This window comes from Coraliomargarita parva, from assembly GCF_027257905.1.
In the GTDB taxonomy this organism is placed as follows: Bacteria; Verrucomicrobiota; Verrucomicrobiia; order Opitutales; family Coraliomargaritaceae; genus Coraliomargarita_A; species Coraliomargarita_A parva.
The window spans coordinates 134414-155002 of the sequence record NZ_JAPZEI010000009.1; the positions used below are offsets into that span (position 1 = coordinate 134414).

Below are 20589 nucleotides of genomic sequence, written 5' to 3' on the forward strand. Positions count from 1 at the left end.
TTTCGGATGTATTGTTCCTATTCCGGATCCGCAAACTGCATCTTATTCTGCGCCTTCATATAGGCTTCCTCGCGGCTGATCGCGCCGGACTCGACCAAGTCGCGCAGGTAGGCATCGAGCGAAATCATGCCATCCTCACGGTTCTGGTCGATGATGTTGCTGATGCTTGCGAGTGAGTTCTTGCGAATGCAGTTCGGAAGCGAACTGTGGCTGAGCAGTATCTCGAAGGCCGGAACGCGGCCTTTGTCCTTACCCTTGCAAAGTTGCTGGGAGACGATCGCACGCAGCGATTCTGCCAGCATGGTGCGGGTCTGGTTCTGCTCGTCCGCGGGAAAGGCGTCGATGATTCGGTCGATTGTCTTGGTTGCTCCGTTGGTATGTAGGGTTGCGAACACCAGCATGCCCATGGCCGCACAATTCAAGGCCAGGCGTATGGTGCGCATGCTACGCATCTCACCGATTAGAATGACGTCGGGGTCGGCCCGGATCGCCGCTCTCAGGCCTGCTTCGAAATTGCGGGTATGATCCCCGATTTCACGGTGCAGGACGGTGCTTTGCTTGTCGTCATGGGTAAATTCAATCGGGTCTTCCAGGGTGATGATCTGCTTCGCGCTCTTTTCATTGATGTGATTGATCATCCCCGCCAGCGTGGTGGACTTTCCGCTGCCGGTCGGGCCGGTGACCAGTACCAAGCCCTCCGGATACATGGCTACGTCCTTGAGTGCTTTGGGAAGTCCCAGCTCGTCGATACTTTGCACTCGGGACGGAATCTGCCGTAAGACGGTGCCGATGCCCCAGCTGTTCTTGAACAGGTTCATCCGGAACCGGGCCCGGGCCGGGATCTCATGCGCCAAGTCCACATCGCCGGTTTGCAGGAAGCTTTCCCAGCGGTTCGGAGGTGTCACTTCCTTCAGCATGGCTTCCAGGTCTTCGGCGCGGATCGCTTCCTCGCGCAGGCTGTAGATAACCCCGTCGATACGGGCCTTCGGGGGCGCGCCTGCAGTCAGGTGGAGGTCGGAACCGCCTTTCTCGAGCATTTCAATTAGTAAAGTATCCAGATCGTTCATCTGTGTGTCCTCGGGGATTAGGATTTTTTGCTTTCGCTGCTGCGCAGGTTGGCTTGGGCGACTTCTTCGGTAATCCGGCCAGCCTCGAGCAGAGCCTGAATCGAGTCGTTCATCGTGCGCATGCCAAATTTCTTGCCGGACTGCATGGCGTTGTTCAGGCCGGTTTCCTTACCGTCGCGAATGATCGCGGCGACCGCACTGTTATTGACCAGAAGCTCACAGGCGAGGACTACGCTGTCATCGGTGGAGGGCAGGAGTCGCTGGCAAATCACTCCTCTGAGCGAACCGGCGGTCATGGACCGGATTTGGTTCTGCTGGCTGGGCGGGAAGACGTCCAACATGCGGTTCAGTGTCGAGTTGGCGTCCCGTGTGTCCATCGTGGCAATCACCAGGTGCCCGGTTTCAGCGGCCGTGACTGCGATTTCAATTGTTTCCAGATCGCGCATCTCACCGACCACGATGATGTCCGGGTCTTCGCGGAGCGCGGACATCAGCGCGGAATTGAAAGATGTGGTGTGCTCACCGACCTGGCGCTGCGTGACAATGCTGTTTTCCGAGTTCTGCCGGACCTCGATCGGGTCTTCGATGGTGATGATGTGTTCGCGACGGTTCTGGTTCAACTCATGCACCAGCGTGGCCAGTGTGGTGGTCTTGCCGCAGCCCAAGGGGCCGGTCACCAGAATGATGCCGTTGTTGTAGTTCAGCAGCTTGCGAATGTCGTCCGCATTTGGGAAGCCTAGTTCTTCCAGGCTCATCAGATGGTCGGCGACAATTCGGTAGGTGCCGGCAATGCCTTTTTTTTGCTCCATCAAATTGGCCCGGCAGCGGGTGCGATAGCCCTCGGTGGATTCGCCGATCGCCAAGGCATAATCGAGATCCATGTCGGTCTCGAACTTTGTCCGCTGTGCCTCGTTCAACAGGCAAAGGTTGATCTTCCGCGCCAGAGAATCCGGCAGCGGGGCATTGCTCAGGTAGACAAGGCGCCGGTGGTGGCGGATGCTCGGACGCGCGCCCGCGGTAATGTGCAGATCGCTCGCGCCGATCTGCTGGCAGCGGAGGAAGAGCGCTTTGACTTCGCGTTCGAGAGCGCTCCCTTCCAGCTCCTTGAAGTCGTTGAAGTCCGGGAAATTAAATGGATTCTCGCTTCCCCCCGAGCTGATGCCGGGCAGCTCCGGTAGGTCGAAACCTTCGCGGGCATTCTTGATCGCGGCATCCACCGCGGAATCGAGGAAGTCCTTGTCCGTGACCCAGCCGGCATTCAGCAGCATGCGGGCGCAGGTTTGGGCGTCGGTGGAGGCGTCAAAATTCGAGGCAATGCCTTGGACCTGACTGTCCGTCAGCAATTGATTGTCGTGACAGAAGTGAAGCAACCAGTGGGTTTCGGGGCGCATGACTGAGGGATATGTGCAGGTTTGGAGGAAATGCAATGCCTCTCTCTGGTTTCGAGACCAGTTGTTGCCTGTTTTTACATTGAATTTGCTTCAAGGTCTCCACGCAGCTTGTCGAATAGGTTGATTCCGAGCCCTTTTTCCTTAGTATTAATTGGGCATGGACTTGGAATTGGCAGTCTTTCGGCAAGCGACACACGGTGAGTTCCTGAGGGCGCTCGAATGGGCCGCCAAAGAAGGCTGGAACCCGGGGCTGGGGGATGCCGATACATTCTGGCATACCGACCCCGAAGGTTTTGTTTGCATCGAACTCGGCGACGAAGTCGTCGGTACCGGTTCCATTGTGAGTTACGGCACCTTTGCCTTCATGGGGTTCTTTATCGTGCGTCCTGACTTACGGGGGCAGGGGCTCGGTGCCAGGTTCTGGCATTGGCGCAAGGCTCGACTGCTGGATCGACTCAAGCCGGGGACGGCGGTTGGAATGGACGGCGTCTTTGACATGCAGGACTTCTATGCAAAGGGCGGTTTCGTTTTCAGTCATCGTAACCTGCGCATGGCGGGCACCGCGGTTGGAGGTACTCCATCGCTACCGGTGACCCCGCTCGCGGAGATTCCCTTCGAGCACGTGTGTGCGATGGACCTCCGTTGTTTCGGCTTTGCCCGTGAGGACTTTCTCCGCCGATGGATCCATGAGGAGCACGGCGTCTCGCTGGGGATTGTTCAGGACGGGGTGCTTCAGGGCTTTGGTGTCATTCGCGAGTGTTGTGAAGGGTACAAGATCGGTCCGCTCTTTGCCGCGTCGACGGAAGTCGCGGATGCGCTCTATGTTGCGCTCAGTTCGAACGCAGCCGGCCAACCGGTCTATCTGGATGTGCCGGAAATTAATCCGGCGGCGATGGCCTTGGCTGAGCGGTATGGGCTGAAAGAAGTCTTTGGCTGTGCGCGGATGTATCTGGGGCCCGCGCCACAGTTGCCCTGGCAGTCGATCTTCGGAATTACGACTTTCGAGTTGGGCTGAGGCTTCTGTTACGTCTCGATCTGCCCGCAGATTCTAAAGTTGAGGGCCTCTACGTTGTCGCTCAGTTTTTGTGCATCGCCGTTGTAGATGAGGTAACTGTCACTGACATTTGGAGCAATTGATTTGAAGCGACGAAGGCCCTTGAGTTGTTCCATTTTGAAGGTCATTGCCGATTTGATTTCGACTGCTTTGATCTGTCGCCCTGCTTGCAGCACGAGGTCGACTTCGTTGCCTTTGTGATCCCGGAAGTAGAACAGGTCTGCGATTTGCCCTTCGTTGTAGCGCTGTTTCAGGCATTCGATCACTGCGAGATTTTCAAAAATCTGTCCAACCAAGGGGTCACGTGTGATTTGGGCTGCTTCTCGGATTCCGAGCAGGAAACAAAGCAGGCCGACATCGGTAAAATAGTATTTCGGACTCTTGATGACGCGCTTGCCGAAATTTTCGAAATAAGGAGGAAGTTTGAAGAGAATGAACGACGCTTCTAGAATTGAGATCCAGTGTCGGATCGTTTTGGCGTCCACGCCGACATCGTTGGCGAGTGAATTATAATCGACGATTTGTCCGCTTCGTCCGGCCAGTAGCTTCAGCATTTTCTCGAACAAGCTGGCATCCTTGAGCTGTATTAACTGGCGGACATCCCGTTCGACGTAAGTTTGGTAGTAGTTTGCGTAAGCAGTCGTCGGGCGTTGTGATTGTTCGTGGATGCGAGGGAGAAAGCCCGTGTAGGCGTATTCCTCAAAGCTGTTGAACCGGATCCCTGCGTTGCTTAATTCGGCAATGGAGAGTGGGAGTAGGTGGAGAATCGCCGTGCGACCTGCCAGCGATTGGGTGATCGCCTCCCGTAGGCTCAATTGGTGAGAGCCGGTCAGTATATAATGTCCGTTCTCCGGATGCGCATCCACCTCAACTTGAATGTAGCTGAGGAGTTCTGGAACGCGCTGAATTTCGTCGATGATGACCTTGCCTTTAAGGTTTGATAGAAAGGCCTTGGGGTCGTTTTCGGCGATGGCTCTGCGCTCAGGGTCTTCCAAGTTGGTGTAGCTGTAGCCTTTCAGAAACTTTTTAGCTAAAGTCGTTTTTCCTGCTTGGCGTGGTCCGAGGATTGTCACCACCGGGTATTCCTTTAGCAGGTTTTCGAGTTCCTTTAGAATCTGTCGCTCGATGAGCATGTCCTGCAGAATGTATGGTGCAATTCAGGAGTTCAAGTCCTGAATTGCACCTAATCGGGTGGGGGCTCGTGGCAAATTTGGCCTAAGTGGTGGTCAGTTTCTTCAATGTTCGCTGATCCACATTTAACCGCCGGGCGGCTTCGCGGTAGCTGCCCGTGTTTTCGTAGGCCTTTTTCGCATACAACTGATTCCACTCTTGAAGTGTCAGGCTGGTGTTCTGGTAGGCCTGCTCGATTTGGTTGTTCGGCTGCGGGCTGACTGGTTTGTATTCGTTGCGAACGATGATGTTGCGGACGGCTTGCTCTAGCTCGCGGAAGTTGCCGGGCCAGCTGTAGTGTTTGGGAACTTGTTGCTCGAGCGTTGTGAGCACGCGTCCGGCGAGCTCGCGTGCGCCTTCGGCTCCGAAGAGTTTTTTGCAGATGTAGTTGATCGAAGTGCTGAGTTCTTCCGGACGGTCCTGTAGGATGTCTTTGAGTGCGGCTGTGCGGACTTGGTCGCCGCAGAGACGGTAGAAGAAATCCTCGCGGAAGCGACCGGCTTCCATTTCGGCGATGAGATCCTTGTGGGTGGCGGCGATGATCTTGCCGGTGAAGTGGTCGGGGCGATTGTCGCCGATGGCTTGGTATTCGCCGGACTGGAGAAGTCGGAGTAGTTTGACCTGGGTAGCTTCGCCGACTTCGCCGATCTCGTCGAGAAAGACGCTGCCGTAGTTGCCCGCAGTGGCGAAAAGGCCTTCGCGGTCGCTGATTGCCCCGGTGAAGGCACCTTTGCGGTGACCAAAGAGTTCCGATTCGATGAGGTGCTCGGACAGCGCGGAGAGATTGACCGGGTGGAAGCTGTCCTCGGGGCTGGCTTCGAACTGTGCGGTCTTCGGATTGTAGGGGAAGAAGCGGGAAAGACCGATGGCGCGGGCGACGATTTCCTTGCCGGAGCCCGAGGGGCCGAGAATGAGCGTGGGGAAGCGGCCGACGGTGTCATACATCCACTGCTGGTAGCTCATCATGTCCTTGGTGAAGACGCTCTCCCAAACCTGCATGCGGAGCTGGCAGATCGGGCGGCTCTCGCCGACGATTTCCTTGTGAATGTAGTAGTAGGCCCGGCGCAGTTGGTAGAAGCAGGCGAAGAGGTGGTCGGGGCGGTTCCAGATCCTTTCGGGACCGTGCTCGATCAGGCGGTGGCGGGCGGCGACGCCGTCTTGTATCTTCCGGTAGAGCTTTCGATTCGGCATCGGGTCCGCCGTGCCGCGTTGGATGAGCCGGTCGAGGTCGGCGGCGACTTCGTGGTAGAGGGTGAAGAAGGCCAGCGAGGCGAGCTGCTCGCGCCACTTCGCGGGCAGGGTGCTTTTCGTATCGGCCAGCAAGCTGCGTTCGGCTTCGCGGAACCAGGGGAGCAGCTTTTTGAATCGAAAGCCGAATGGGCCCTCGGTGGGGGCTGCACTGGGCGCGTCCCCGAGCTTGGCCAGAATCGCGTTTTCCCGCTCGTTGCGTTCGGCGCTGAAGGGATTCACGAAGGTGAGGGCGTGCACTTCGGATAGAATGAACTCCAGCTGGCTTTTATTCATGTGACATAAAATGTAATATATTAATTCACGAAATGCTATCTTATTGTTTTGGTTGGCGTGGTGTGGGAATTGTTAAATTTTGTAAGTTATTGTTAGGTATTAAGTAGTGGGGGATGCGGGGTTGGTTGGCATGTTCAGTGTTTAGAGGGTGGCGTTATGAAACACAAAACACGCATCCCTAACATTCATTCCGGTCGGGCTTTTCTGACGTCGTTGCTTTGCGCGGCGGCCTCTTGCCTGTCTGTTGCTTCACTCTCTGCTGCGGGCATCCTGACGCCGACGGGTAGCGCCGACCAGCCGGTCGAAATCATGGACCATCATGTCGATGTCCGCATCGCGGATGGCTTTGCCCGGACCGTTATTCAGCAAACCTTCAGCAATCCGAATCCGCATGATGTCGAGGCGCTCTATGCCTTCCCCGTGCCGGAGTCGGCCAGTCTCTCCGAGATCACGATCCATTCCGGCGAGACGGTGCTTGAGGGCGAAGTGATTCCACGGGCCGAAGCCGAGCGGATCTACGAAGAGGAAAAGTCAAAGGGCAACGACGTCGGCATGGGCTCGAAGGAAAGCTACCAGCGCTTCGAGTTTCGCGTCTTCCCGGTTCGTCCCGGCGTCGAGACCCGGATCGAAGTGGTGTATTATCAACCACTGAAGATCGATCTCGGGGTGGGACGCTATGTCTATCCCATCGAAGAGGGTGGCACGGACGAGGAAGCCGAGTCCTTCTGGACACGGAACGAAAAAGTCGCCCGTGCGTTTTCCGCGGAGGTGACCGTGCGCTCGGGCTATCCGCTCGACGATATCCGGATCAAAGGCTTCCCCGGCGACCCCGTGAAGCAGGATGCCAACACCTACACCTGGCGTTACGATGCACCGGGCGGAACGCTCAATCAGGATTTGGTGGTTTACTATCAACTCGCCCGCGATCTGCCGGGTCGGGTCGATATGCTGACTTACAAGGCCAGCGAAGCCGAGCCGGGCTACTTCATGATGACGCTGACACCTGGGGTGGATTTGGCGCCGATCACGCAAGGTTCCGACTATCTCTTCATTCTCGACCTCTCGGGTAGCATGAACGGCAAGATGGCAACTCTCACCGCGGGCGTCGAGAAGGCCATCGGCAAGCTGCGTCCGGAAGACCGCGTTCACATCGTGACCTTTGCGGATGCCGCCAGAAATTTGACGCGCGATTGGGTGGCGCTGACCTCCGAAAACGTGAACCAGTTGCTCAACCAAGTCGCCGGACTCAAAGCCGACGGCAGCACCAACCTCTACGATGGACTTCGCCTCGGCCTGAAGCAACTGGACGACGACCGTCCCACCAATGTGATCCTGATCACGGACGCGGTCACCAATACCGGCGCCCTCGACCCAGCAGACTTTCACAAGCTGCTGAAGCAACATGATGTGCGCCTCTTTGGATTCCTAATGGGCAACAGTTCGAACTGGCCGCTCATGCGTGCGATCTGCGATGCTTCCGATGGTTTCTATTCCAGCGTCTCCAATGCGGACGACATCGTGGGCAAGATCTTGCAGGCTAAGGAAAAGATCGCCTACGAAGCCTTGCTTGATGTGGACGTCAAAATCAAAGGCCTGCGAACCAGCGACCTGACCAAGGATTTCAGTGGAAAGGTCTTTCGTGGGCAGCAGCTCACTATCTTTGGTCGCTACCAGGCAGGAGGAGAAGCACAGTTGAGCCTCGATGCACGGAAGACGACTGGTGAACTCAATTTCGATACCATAGTCGATTTCCCCGACAGCGCGCTCGATTATCCGGAGCTTGAACGTCTGTGGGCCATGAGCCGGATCGAGCAGATCGAGCTGCAGCAAAGCATTGGTCAACTCTCGGCCACTGAATCGAAGGAAAGCATCCGCGACCTCGGTGTGGCCTATCAACTGGTGACCGATGAGACCTCGATGATCGTGATGGCGGACGAAGGATTCCAGCGTCACGGCATCGACCGTAAGAATAAGGCACGTATTGCTACAGAACATACAGCGCAGGCCCAACGTCAGGCCACTTACGCCAACAATGCTGCCGCCGGCCAACCGGTGCAAAGTCCGCGTGTCGACAAGAAGCCGATGTTCCCAAGTAACGCGCCCCGTATCGGCGGTGGTGGCGGAGGCGGCGGTGCCTTCGGTTTGGAATCGATCGCCTTGCTCATGCTGACCGGTCTCGGCGTCTGGTTCCGCCGCTTGCGCCGTTCTTAACTTATACCCGTTCTCGATGATTCTGTTGGAATCGGCGATCATCCGGCTCACGCCGTATGCTACATTGGGTCGATTGTAGCATCGACGGTCACGTCGATGACGGATTCCTCGAGACGCTAAAATCGAAGTGGTATTAAAACAAATTTCCACGATCACTTGCCATGATTCATAAGAGGGAAAGTCGTGTGCTTCGGGTGCCGCAAGGTGCCCGGAGCCTTTCCCATCCGGAGGGGTGGGGATGCTTGCTCTGCATCCTGATTCCTGCTTTGAGCGGGTGCTTCCTGCAGGGGCAGTCCTGGGCGATGCTGACCACGCACGCGCTGGCGAACAACCAACTGCTCACACTCTGGACCGGACACCTGCTGCACTACACGCTGGAGCACTTTGTCTGGGATGCGCTCATGTTCGTCGGCTTCGCCTGCCTGCTCTGGCGTGAAGAACGCTGGCGCTTGTGGCTGTGGTTGTTCATCGCCGCACCCCTGATCTCGATCGTCGTGTTCCGGGTCGATCCCGGCTTAAGTGAGTATCGCGGCTTGTCCGCCCTCGATTCCATGCTCTTCACCCGCTACTGCCTCGGCATCGCTGTATTCAGTAAAGGCTGGGATCGTCTACTCTTCGGCCTTGTCCCCTTGGCGGCCTTAACAGGTAAAATCATCTACGAACTAACCGCCGGCTCCGCACTCTTCGTCAGCGACCTTGGCCCCGGTGTGGTTCCGCTTCCGAGTGCGCATATTGCGGGGATGCTGCTTGGTGGTGTTTGGATGGCTTCAGTGTGCGTCCGAAAAACGTAGGCGTTCGTCTGAGGGGGCGAGTAGTTGACTTTCTTGCCTGCTTTGAAGTTACGAATGTATCTTCTTTATCTTCCGAGCGTTGCCACTAAATGAGATTTCATTTTATGGTGCCGTTATGTTGGAAGTTTCTGGTGATGACATTTTTAAGCTGAGTGATGCAGATTTGAGATCACTGATCGGATTGCTATGTGAATCCGAGATGCGTGCTCTTGGTCATTCATCCTCCGGCGTCACTTGGGGTGGGGATCAGGATGCCTCTGATGGTGGTGTCGACGTTCGTGTATCAATTTCCTCGATTTCTGATGGAGTTAGCTTTGTGCCACGCAAGGAAACGGTATTCCAAGTAAAGAAGCCTGACTTATCTCGATCAGGAATTCTTAAGGAAATGCAGCCTAATGGAGATCTTCGAGATTCTATTCAAAATGTCGGTGAGCTGGCGGGAGCCTATGTTATAGTTAGTAGCGGTTCCAATCTAACAGATAAAGCGTTACGTGAACGATTGCGGGCGATGAGAGAGGCCATAGCTGGCACGGATTTCGAATCCACGCTTCACTTGGATTTTTATGATCGAGGTCGTGTTGCTTCATGGGTGCGGGAGCACCCTTCGTTTATTTTGTGGGTTAAAGAGCGTATAGGCGTCGCTGTCCAAGGGTGGCGAGCTTATGGCAATTGGTCTAATAAGCCGAGTGATGCGAGCGACGTATATTTACACGATAACAGTGCTAGAATTTACAAAGGAGCGTCTATATCTGATGGCAGTAACGGTCTGTCTGTAGAGGATGGTCTCTTGGAGATACGCGATATCTTATCTAGCCCCAAAGCATCCGTGAGACTTGTTGGTTTGTCTGGAGTCGGTAAGACAAGATTCTTGGAAGCACTTTTTGACTCCCGCATTGGTGAGCGGTCACTCAACCCATCATGCGTCTTTTATACAGATATTGCCAGTGGTCCGAGTCCTGAGCCATTAACTTTTGCTGAGAATGTTGACGGGCTATTCAGAAACTCAGTTTTGGTGGTAGATAATTGTGGTTCGGATTTACATCGAGAACTGACGGCTCTTATTCGGAGTCGTTTGAAGCACTTAAGTCTGATAACTGTAGAATATGACATTCGAGAGGATCAGCCTGAAGGCACAGACGTCTTTCAAATGGGAGATGCCTCTATTGAGGTTATTGAGAAACTTGTATGTCAGAGGTATAAGAATGTGAGCCAAGTGGATTCGAAGCGAATTGCTGAGTTTTCTGGTGGAAATGCGCGGATTGCTATCGCGTTGTCAGAGACGGTCGAAAGGCATGACTCATTGGTCGGGTTAAGAGATCGCGAATTATTCAAGCGTCTCTTTTGGCAAGGGCGAGAAGTTGATAATAGGTTACTGATAGCAGCTGAGACCCTTTCTCTTGTTTATTCGTTTCAAGCAGACGGCGATGGTTGTGAGTTGCCCGAATTGGCTTCCTTTTCTTCTCTTTCTGCTCGTGAATTATACAGATATTCGTCCGAACTTTCGAGGAGAGGTCTGCTTCAGCGGCGAGGTGTTTGGCGTGCTGTTTTGCCCCATGCAGTCGCGAATCAGCTAGCATTGGCGGCGCTTGAAAACTGTCCAGTGGATCAACTTCGGAAAGCCTTTGGTGCTGATTCTGAAATGCGGATTTTTCGATCATTCTCACGAAGGTTGGGGTATTTGCACGAAAGTAAAATTGCCGTGAGTCTTGTCTCAGGTTGGTTGTCTAAAGGGGGAGTTTTTGGAGATATTGGTAGATTTACAGGCTTAGACTTAGAGGTTTTAAAAAATATTGCACCAGTGGAGCCGGACTTAGTCTTGGCTGCTGTAGAGCGTGCCGTTGAATGTGATAAATCGGGCTCGTTTACTTCGAAAGCGAGCAAATCGTATCATCTGGTTGTTCGCCTTGTCTGCGATATTGCATATGAAGCAGAGTTTTTTAGTCGATCGATGAGAGTGGTCCTCCTTTATGCGATAAAGGAGGAAAAAAGTAATAATATGAGCAACGCGCGCGAGCGCCTTCACCGATTTTTCTGGATATTACTATCTGGGACGAACGCGCTCCCTCAGCAACGGTTGTCCTTGCTCCAGCAGTGGTTTGATGAGGGAGGTGTGGAATTGAGGGTAGCAGAATTGGCAGTAGAATGCTTAAACGCAGCGCTCCAATCCTCTCACTTTATGAGTAGTTCATCTCATGATTTTGGAGCACGAAAGAGAGATTATGGCTATTGGCCTAAGACTCAGGATGAAGTTGAGGGATGGTATCGATTATACTTAGACTTTGCTCGTAGGTTAGCTCTTTCCGGACAGCACTACTCTGAAGCTGTTAAAACTGTCATATCAAAAAATTTTAGAGGATTGTGGCAGTATAGTGGCTTACGTGACTTGCTTGGGAGCATTGTAGAGGATTTTTCCTCCCTAGGTCCGTGGAATGAAGGTTGGATAGCTATCAAGTCCACGCTTCGCTATGACAGAGAAGTGATTGGAGAGGATATGGTTGAGAGACTTAAGGAACTCTCCCGCGTAGCTGCACCTGTTGCGTTAAAAGATAGAATCCGGCTTTACGCTTTGACCTCTAATCACTTCGCCCATGACATAGACGAGACAGTCGATGGCGACCCGCATGAAGCGCTTCTGCGAGTTCATGAGATTACTTATGAACTTGGGTGTGAATTGTCGGAAGCTCACGACGTATTTGACGATCTCATTAGAGATTGCATGACTCAGCCGGGAGTTCACTTGTATGATTTGGGGCGTGGGTTGGCGGGGGCTGCGAAGTCACCCATGTTGATTTGGAACCGAATAGTTGAAGAATCATCAGGGATTGAAGGCGGGAAGCTGAATTTATCCTTGGCCAGCGGTTTTTTGTCCGAGCTGTCTCTTGCTGAACAAGATTCAGTAGATGAGATCCTTGATTCGATTATTCCAGACCATACACTTTTTCGTTCCTTTCTTCGGCTGCAACTTTCCTTGAGGATCGGCAAACGTGAAATTGAGAGAATAGTTCAATTTTTAAAGCACACCAATGGTGTGGCTGTTCGGGAGGTCGAAACAATTGCCTATGGTAGGCGACATCAGACGATATCTGACGATGATCTGCTTAATCTAATGAAGATTGTTTCCAAATATGATGGCGGGGACGATGTGTGTTTGGAGATCCTGGCTTTTCGTTATGGGAAGCAGTTCGATGATTCATTTGAGGTAGCTTCTGAGGTGAGGTCGTTTGGCCAGATCTTACTGTCACGTTTTGTTTTCTCACATGATCATCAGCAGGATGGACTTAGAGACCACACTCTTAGTTTAGTATTCGGTTCTTTCTTAAATCAGGAGGACGACTACAGTTGCGCTTTGGATGTCTCTCGAAATATGGCTGTTTGCTGTGTTGAAAATTATATTTCTGCGCATGATTACACCAGTTCTCTGAAGACACTTATCAAGTGTCAGCCACAAGCGTTTTTAGAAGGCTTTTTTGTTCCTGAATTCGATAAAATTCAGGAAGCTAGAAACTTTATCGTTAATCCGTTTCGAGACTCAGAGAAAAGTGTATTAAGTGATATTGATGTCGAAGTTCTCGGAAAATGGTTGCAAGGGGATCCGGCAACTAGATGCCGGAAGTTTGCGATTCTATTCTATCCCTTTGAGGACAGTAGTGCCGATGGATTGGTCTGGTCTAAAGTAGCTCTAAAAATTCTACGCATGGCTCCCGAACCAGATATTGTTCTCGACGAGTTTGAACAATATCTGTGTCCCAATTCATGGTCAGGATCTAGAGCGCTCATTATGGAAAAAAGGCTTTCTGTATTGCTCCTGCTGCGGTCAGAACCTGACATTCATGTCTCCGAATGGATTGATGGTGCACAGAGGAGAATGTGTGAACGCATTGAATTAGAAAGGCGTTGGGAGGCTGAGCGTGCTCGTGAAGAGAATGAGCGCTTTGAGTAGAATCTTAGCTGCGATGTCGGCTACACCTAGTCTTTATATGCGTGTATATGTATGCCAACTCAGAGGAACTTCCTCGTGACGCTGCCTTTCGCGTTCTTTATCCCGGCCACGTTCCCTTGATAAAGTAGTTGCCCGCCGGCATCGCCGCCGTCGGGACCGATCTCTACGAGATAGTCGGCATCTTTGATGACGTCGAGATGGTGCTCGATGACGAGGACGGTGTGGCCTTTGTCGACGAGTCGATGGAGGAGCTCGATGAGTCGTTCGACGTCGGAGAGGTGCAGGCCGATGGTGGGTTCTTCGAGGATATAGAGGTTGCCCTGACCTTTGCCGTCGTTGCGTTCGCGGAAGCTGGGGAGTCCGCGGGATAGTTCGCTGGCGAGTTTGAGGCGCTGGGCTTCGCCGCCGGAAAGCGTGGGCGAGTATTGTCAGCTTTCTTGTTTCCTAGGGCAGTCTTTGCAGCCAGGCTTTGAAGAACGGATTCGTGAAACGATAGGTCGATCCGTCTTTCAGCAGGATCTTTAACTGTACGCAGCGCATGAGTGCTTTGGTGGATGAGGTTGGGTTTCGGATGTCCGCAGCTTCAAGGAACTCGAGACTCGTCGTGCTTTCGCCGCCGAGTCGGGCAATCGTTTTGAGGGCGCGTCCCTGCATGAGCGTTAAATTGTCCAGAGTTCGTTCGAATTCATCCTGCTCGGCACGAATGGTCAGGCTTAGGGCGGATTCTAAAGTCTCTAAGTTGGCCAGTGCACCTTCGGGAGTTTTTGACCAAACAAAGTGCAGTAGCTTTTGAGCCGAGTTCGGATGTTGTTCGGTAATTTCTAAAACGGCTTTGATGCATTCAGGCTCGATGCTTTTACCTGTTTGCTCGAAGCGTTTCCCGATGTAGCGCTTGAAAGTTTCTTCTTCGAGTTGATTGATCATTAAGACCGTTGCTGACTGGTAAAATGGGCTTCTCGACTCTGTAAAGAGTGCTTTCATTTTCTCACGATCACTGCCGGCAAAGAGGATGGCAGTGTCATGCCAGCGCTGGGTCTCGGAGCGCATCTGCGCAATGAAACTTTCGTGTTTGGGTAGGGCGGTGATGTCTTGGAATTCATCGATGAAAAGAATGCTGTCCGTGCTGACGCAGCGCTTTTCAATCAAGCGGAGCGTATCGATCACATTCTCGGGGGTGCTCTTTTCGGATGGCGTGACGGTGAACTGAGTGCCGCCGCTGATCGGATCGATCGTCCATGTCGGGCGCAAGTGCGCCAATGATTTTATGAATCCTTCGATTTTTGGCGCTTTGCTGTCTCGCAGCGCAGCTTCGACCAGGCGACGAATCACCTCAGCATACGATCCGACACGCATCAGGTCGCAGTGTATGACCTTGTGCTTGGTCTTGCGGCAGACTTCCAGTGCGAGCGAAGTCTTGCCCGTGCGGCGGGGGCCGATTAGGGCCACATTCTGAGCGGATTTTATCAGATCGGAAACGAGGATATTCTCAGGCCGATTGCAGAAATATTCTTTTTCTACGACCTGATTGAAGCGAAAAGGATTTGTCTGTTGTTTGGCCATAACTCGTTCGAATGAATTGCACTAAATAGTATTACACTAAATGGTGCAATGCTAAATGGTGCAATGTGAGACAGGAATTGCACCTGCTCGTTTCGCCAACTCAGAGGAACTTCCCCGTCACGCTGCCTTTGTCTTTTTTCATGCCCGCCACGTTTCCTTGATACAAAAGTTCACCGCCGGCATCGCCTCCGTCGGGGCCAATCTCAATCAGATAGTCTGCATCTTTGATGACATCGAGGTGGTGCTCGATGACGAGGACGGTGTGGCCTTTGTCGACGAGGCGATGGAGGAGCTCGATGAGGCGTTCGACGTCGGAGAGGTGGAGGCCGATGGTGGGTTCTTCGAGGATATAGAGATTGCCCTGGCCTTTGCCGTTGTTGCGTTCGCGGAAGCTGGGGAGTCCGCGGGAGAGTTCGCTGACGAGTTTCAGGCGCTGGGCTTCGCCACCGGAAAGCGTGGGCGAGTATTGTCCGAGGGTGATGTAGCCAAGGCCGGTTTCGACCATGAGCTGCATGAGGTTGCTGAGCTGGGTGTGGAAGCTGAAGAACTCGGCGGCTTCTTCAAAGCTGAGTTCCAGCACGTCGGCGATGCTCTTGCCGTTCCAGCGCAGGTCGTCGAGCTCGGCACCGTAGCGGCGTCCGTTGCAGTCTTCGCAGGTGACGTAGGTGTCGGGCATGAAGTTCATTTCCAACTTCACGCGTCCGGCGCCTTTACAGGTTTCACAGCGTCCGCCCTTGGTGTTGAACGAGAAAGTGCCGGCGGTGTAGCCGCGCATGTTTGCTTCGGGCAGGCTGGCGTAGATATCACGGATGATGTCGAAGGCACCGATGTAAGTGGCCGGGGTCGAGCGCGGCGTTTTGCCGATGGGAGATTGATCGACTTCGATCACTTTGCGGATGTCGTGGGCGCTTTGAAGTGATTTAAACACCACCCCGTCCCGCGTTGCGGTCCACCCCTCCTTGGCAAGGAGGGGAACTTTCTTGGAGTTCGGGGTTAGCTTGTCGGCTTTGGCTTCGATGGCTGCTTCGACGAGTGGCTTTAGTAAGTCGCGGGTAAGGGTTGACTTGCCGGCGCCGGAGACGCCGCAGACGACTGTGAGGCGGTTCTTTGGGAAGGCGACGTCGAAGTCTTTTAGGTTGCGCAGGCTCGCGCCTTGGAGGGCGATCCAGTCTTCCATGCCCTTCTTTTTGCGGGGCGACCAGGAGGGAGGCAGTTCGCGGTGTTGGCCGCGTAGCGGATGCGTCATCGGTTCGCGTAGATACTTTCCGGTGAGGGAGGCTTTGTTCTTTTTTAGCTGAGCGAGGGTGCCGTCGGCAATGATTTCACCGCCGTGGATGCCGGCGGCGGGGCCGAGGTCGATGATGCGGTCGGCATGCTTCATCGTGTCCTCGTCGTGTTCGACGATGATGAGGGTGTTGCCGCGATTGCGGAGCTGTTCCAGCGATTCAATCAGCCGTTCGTTGTCGCGCGCATGCAGTCCGATGGAAGGCTCGTCGAGGACGTAAAGCACGCCGGAGAGGTTGGAGCCGAGTTGTGCCGCCAGCCGGATACGTTGTGCTTCGCCGCCGGAGAGAGTAGCAGTGGCACGGTCGAGTCCCAGATAGTCGAGTCCGACGCGATCCATGAAACGAAGGCGCTCTTCGATCTCAGGGAGCAGCTCGTTGAGCACGGGACCGCTTCGCTTGTCGGTTTTGACCTGTTTGAGCGTTTCGATGAGTTGGCTTGGTGTTAGGGACAGGAGTTCGGGGAGGGAGACTGACTTAATACCACCCCGTCCCGCTTCGCGGTCCACCCCTCCTAATTTAGGAGGGGAATTTTTTGTGGTCTTTAGCGGTAAGCGGACGGCTCGGCTGAGCGGATTCAGGCGTGTGCCTTGGCAGTCCGGGCAGGTGTCGCCGTGCTCGAAGTCGTCCAGATGGTCGACGGTGTTTTCCTCTTCGCTGGCCATCCAGTCAAAGAGCTGGCCGTAACCACGGCAGGTGGGGCACCAGCCGCGCGGGCTGTTCCATGAGAAGTGCTTCGGGTCGAGTTCGGGAAAGGCTTCGCCGGTGGTTGGGTCGGTGCGGCGGGTGGAGAGCCAGGAAGCAACACTGCCATCCTTTGCCATGACAAAGGCGGTGCCTTTGCCGAGTTTGAGGGCGGTTGCGAGTTGCGAGTTGAGAGTTGAAGGTTGAGAGTTGAGATCAGAGACGACCAGGTCGATGTCGTGTTCCTTATAGCGATCCAGTTTCTTGAACTTTGAAATCTCGGTGAGCTTGCCGTCGATGCGAAGCAGTTCGTAGTCGTGGTCCCGGGCCCAGTCCGCTAGCGGCTGGTGGTGGCCTTTGCGCCCGCGGATGAGCTGTGCGCAAAGGTATAGTTTTTCCTTGCTGTGCTCTTTTATGAGCTTTTGTAGGCGCTTTTGGAGTGCTGATTCGGTTTGGCTGACAACGGGCTCTCCGCTTGTAGGGGAATGCTGGATACCAATGCGTGCGTAAAGGAGTCGCAGATATTGGGCAACCTCCGTGATCGTGGCGACGGTGGATTTTCGGGTGCCTTTGGTGACGCGTTGCTCGATCGCAACGGTCGGCGCAATGCCGTTGAGTTCGTCGACTTCGGCGCGTGGCATTTGCTCGACGAACTGTCGCGCATAGGCCGACATCGATTCCATGAAGCGGCGTTGGCCCTCCGCAAAGATGATATCAAAGGCCAGCGAGGACTTCCCGGAGCCGGATACGCCGGTGACGACCGTCATGGCGTTGTGCTTTATCTCGCAGGAGACGTTCTTGAGGTTGTGCTCTCGGGCACCAACCACGCGGAGCGTGTTTGGCGATTGCGAAGATGCGAAAGTATGAAGGTCTGAAGGTGTCTGGTTATACGTGGCTTTGCTTTCAGCTACGGCGGACGCCGGGGACGGCGTCCCTCCCAAGGCGTCGCTGAGATAGGGTGCGGTTTCGCAACTCACTTTGGATATGTCTTCCGGCGTGCCTTCGGCGATGACTTTGCCGCCTGAGCTTCCGGCTTCGGGGCCCATTTCGATGATCCAGTCGGCGACTTTCAGAACGTCGAGATTGTGCTCGATGACGATCAGTGAGTTACCGGCATCGACCAGGCTTTGCAGGACTTGAATCAGACGCTTCACGTCGGCGCGGTGCAGGCCGGTGGTGGGTTCGTCGATGAGGATAATGGCATGTGGCGCTTGGGGACAAGCGCCGCTACCTTTTTTGCCCGAGCTTACTTTGCTGAGGTAACTGACGAGTTTGAGGCGCTGCGATTCGCCGCCGGAGAGGGTGTTGAGTGGTTGGCCGAGCTTAAGATAGCCAAGTCCGACCTCGACGAGGGGTCTCAATGCTTGGGCTATTTTTCTGTTGTCGGCAAAAAAGACCAGCGCCTCCTCGACATCGAGGTCGAGAATGCCGGCGATGCTGCGGCCGTTGTATTCGATCTCAAGCACTTCGTCCTTGAAGCGTCGCCCCTCGCAACTCTCGCAGGGTACGAAGACGTCCGAAACGAACTGCATCTCGATCCGCTCATAGCCGAGGCCGCCGCAGTTCGGGCAGCGACCTTCGCCACTGTTGAAGGAAAAATGCCCCGCCTGCATGCCGGCGGACTGGGCCGCTTCGAGTTTGGCGAAGAGTTTGCGGATTTCGTCCCATGCCCCGGAGTAGAGCGCGGGGTTGGAGCGTGGGGTCTTGCTGACCGGGCTTTGATCGACCAGCACGATGTCGGAGAGCGGGAGTTCGGATTCGATGTCCTTGAGCGCGGCCGGGTTGTCCGCGACCTGTCCCTTCCGGGCGAGCAGGTTCTGGTAGATGACGTTGTTGAGCAGAGTGCTTTTTCCGGAACCGGAGACCCCGCTGAGGCAGACGAAGCGCTGTTGCGGAAGATGCAGCGTAAGGTTCTCGATATTGTGCTTGCTGGCTTTGTAGATCGAAAGCTTCGGTGCCCGCTTGCATTCGCGGCGCTGGGCCGGTGTGTCGATTGTTTCGCGGCCGGATAGGTAGCGGCCGGTGTGCGTATCAGACTTTAGGATACGTTCGAAATTCCCGATGAAGCTCAGCTGGCCGCCCCCGGATCCGGGGCGGGGGCCGATCTCGATCAGGTTGTCGGCCGCGCGCATGACGGCTTCATCGTGTTCGACGACTACAACGGTGTTTCCAAGGTTGGTGAGGCGGCGTAAGATCGAAATGAGGCGATCCATGTCGCGGGGATGCAGGCCGACCGAAGGCTCGTCGAGCACGAAGAGCGTGTCGACCAGGGACGAGCCGAGGCAGGAGGTGAGATTGACGCGCATGGTCTCGCCGCCCGAAAGGCTGCGTGAACTGCGGTCGAGAGTGAGGTAGCCCAGTCCGACCTGATCGAGGAAGTTGAGTCGCGAGAGGATGCCTTGGAGGGCGGAGTCAGGTTCTGGAGATCGGTTGTCCTCAACTGCTGCTCTCGGCGACTGGGGACAGTCGCCCTCCCTGAAAAGGTTCAGTAACTCGCCGACGCTATTCCGGTAGAGGTCGGGGAGGGTGTGTCCCTGCCATTTCCAGTTGAGGGACTCGGGTTGCAGGCGTGCGCCGTGGCAGTCCGGGCAAAGGGTATAGCTGCGGAACTTGGAGAGGAAGACGCGGACGTGCATCTTGTAGAGATTCTTCTCGAGCCAGTCGAAGAAGCGGCGGACGCCATACCAGCGGTTGTAACCTTCCTCGTAGCCGGTTTCACCTTCCATGACGAAATGGCGCTCTTTCTCGCATAGCTCCGAGAAGGGTACGTTGGTCCGGATTTTATGCTTCTTGGCTGCCCGCTGCAGATCGCGCAGGCTTTCGCTGTACACTTCGCCCTGAAATGCGCGAATGGCGCCTTCGTCGATCGAAAGGCTCTGGTCGGGGATGACGAGGCGATAGTCGATTTCGATGACGCGGCCGAAGCCGCGGCAGGTTGGGCAGGCACCGATCGGGGAGTTGAAGGAAAACAGGGCGGGTGCGGCCGGGCGGAATATTTCACCGGTTTCGGGTGAACTGAGCCCTTGAGTGAACTCGGTGACCGGCGCGCCGTCCGAATTTAGTATGAGGATGCGGCCCTTGCCGAAATTAAAGGCGGTCTGGCAGGCCTCGATGCAACGGTTCCGGTTGGCGGGGGCGATTTTGATTCGGTCCTGAATGACCCATAGCTCGGCGCTGCTTTTCAGTTTCGAGACCTTGATGGCCTCGATGCGCGTGTTCGCGCTGTTGACCGATACGCGGGTGTAGCCCTGCCCGGAGAGTGATTGAAGGATCTCTGACCATTTCAGCTTGCCGGGTTTTGTGATGGGGAACGCGATGATGCAGCTTTCATCTTTGTGGGCGGCTAAGAGCTTTTTCCAGACGGATTGCGGGTTGTCGTCTGTGATTGGCTGTCCGGTAGCGGGGTCGTAGAGGGTGGCGACATTGGCAAACCATACTTTGAAGTAGTCGCAGAGCTCCGTGATGGTGCCGACTGTGGAGCGCGAAGTCTTGATCGTGTTGGACTGTTGGATCGCGATGGAAGGGCGGATGTTCTCGACGGAATCGACCTTTGGCCGGTCCAGCAGGTCGAGGAATTGGCGGGTGTAGGGGCTGAATGTCTCCACGTAGCGCCGTTGTCCCTCTGCGTGGAGTGTTTCGAAGACGAGGGAGGACTTGCCGGCACCGCTTAAGCCGGTGACGACGGTGAGCTGACCGATTGGTAGGTCGAGGTCGAAGCCTTTCAGGTTGTTCTGGTGGACGCCGCGGAGGTGGATGTGATTTTCTTTCGAGGGCATGGGACAGGCTGCAGCTTGCATGACTGCCGGATTACTTCAACTTCCCGCATTTTATTTTGCCCGAAAGCCCGTTGGGTGGGCATTGGCTGATGTGTAAGAAGGTGTTGAATTTTCCGGGGAACTGGAGACGCTGACGTC

11 protein-coding genes are annotated in these 20589 nt (G+C 54.8%); 5 read left to right on the forward strand and 6 right to left on the reverse strand.

What is annotated here, in order from left to right:
* Nucleotides 1-17 precede the first annotated feature (17 nt).
* Both O2597_RS14070 and O2597_RS14075 read right to left on the reverse strand, forming a co-directional pair.
* Nucleotides 18-1067, reverse strand: a complete 1050-nt coding sequence (locus O2597_RS14070; protein ID WP_269525885.1) for a type IV pilus twitching motility protein PilT — start codon at nt 1065-1067, stop codon at nt 18-20.
* A gap of 17 nt (nt 1068-1084) precedes the next feature.
* Complete coding sequence (locus O2597_RS14075; RefSeq protein ID WP_269525886.1) at nt 1085-2458, reverse strand: type IV pilus twitching motility protein PilT; 1374 nt, start codon at nt 2456-2458, stop codon at nt 1085-1087.
* A gap of 157 nt (nt 2459-2615) precedes the next feature.
* On the opposite strand from O2597_RS14075, the gene O2597_RS14080 reads away from it, so the two are divergent.
* Nucleotides 2616-3473 carry a GNAT family N-acetyltransferase gene (locus O2597_RS14080; RefSeq protein ID WP_269525887.1) on the forward strand — a complete coding sequence of 286 codons (858 nt, stop codon included), beginning with the start codon at nt 2616-2618 and terminating at the stop codon, nt 3471-3473.
* 8 nt (nt 3474-3481) lie between these two features.
* Here O2597_RS14080 and O2597_RS14085 read toward each other — a convergent pair whose 3' ends face one another.
* Nucleotides 3482-4645, reverse strand: coding sequence for an ATP-binding protein (locus O2597_RS14085; protein WP_269525888.1), 1164 nt, complete (start codon nt 4643-4645; stop codon nt 3482-3484).
* Between the two features lie 82 nt (nt 4646-4727).
* Nucleotides 4728-6206 carry a sigma-54-dependent transcriptional regulator gene (locus O2597_RS14090; protein ID WP_269525889.1) on the reverse strand — a complete coding sequence of 493 codons (1479 nt, stop codon included), beginning with the start codon at nt 6204-6206 and terminating at the stop codon, nt 4728-4730.
* Nucleotides 6207-6362: 156 nt separating this feature from the next.
* Between O2597_RS14090 and O2597_RS14095 the strand changes: the two genes are divergently transcribed.
* From O2597_RS14095 to O2597_RS14110, 4 genes are all read left to right on the forward strand, one after another.
* Nucleotides 6363-8417, forward strand: coding sequence for a VIT and vWA domain-containing protein (locus O2597_RS14095; protein ID WP_269525890.1), 2055 nt, complete (start codon nt 6363-6365; stop codon nt 8415-8417).
* Between the two features lie 161 nt (nt 8418-8578).
* A complete protein-coding gene (locus O2597_RS14100; RefSeq protein ID WP_269525891.1) occupies nt 8579-9208 on the forward strand; it encodes a hypothetical protein in 630 nt (209 codons plus the stop codon).
* Nucleotides 9209-9323: 115 nt separating this feature from the next.
* Nucleotides 9324-13148 carry a hypothetical protein gene (locus O2597_RS14105; RefSeq protein WP_269525892.1) on the forward strand — a complete coding sequence of 1275 codons (3825 nt, stop codon included), beginning with the start codon at nt 9324-9326 and terminating at the stop codon, nt 13146-13148.
* 128 nt (nt 13149-13276) lie between these two features.
* Entirely contained in the window at nt 13277-13519 is a 243-nt protein-coding gene (locus O2597_RS14110) for a hypothetical protein (RefSeq protein WP_269525893.1), read from the forward strand.
* A gap of 73 nt (nt 13520-13592) precedes the next feature.
* Here the strand turns inward: O2597_RS14110 and O2597_RS14115 are convergent, their stop codons facing one another.
* Together O2597_RS14115 and uvrA are read right to left on the reverse strand one after the other, a co-directional pair.
* Nucleotides 13593-14708: an AAA family ATPase gene (locus O2597_RS14115; RefSeq protein ID WP_269525894.1), complete on the reverse strand. Its 1116-nt coding sequence runs from the start codon at nt 14706-14708 to the stop codon at nt 13593-13595.
* 100 nt (nt 14709-14808) lie between these two features.
* Complete coding sequence (gene uvrA, locus O2597_RS14120; protein ID WP_269525895.1) at nt 14809-20451, reverse strand: excinuclease ABC subunit UvrA; 5643 nt, start codon at nt 20449-20451, stop codon at nt 14809-14811.
* Between the last annotated feature and the right edge of the window lie 138 nt (nt 20452-20589).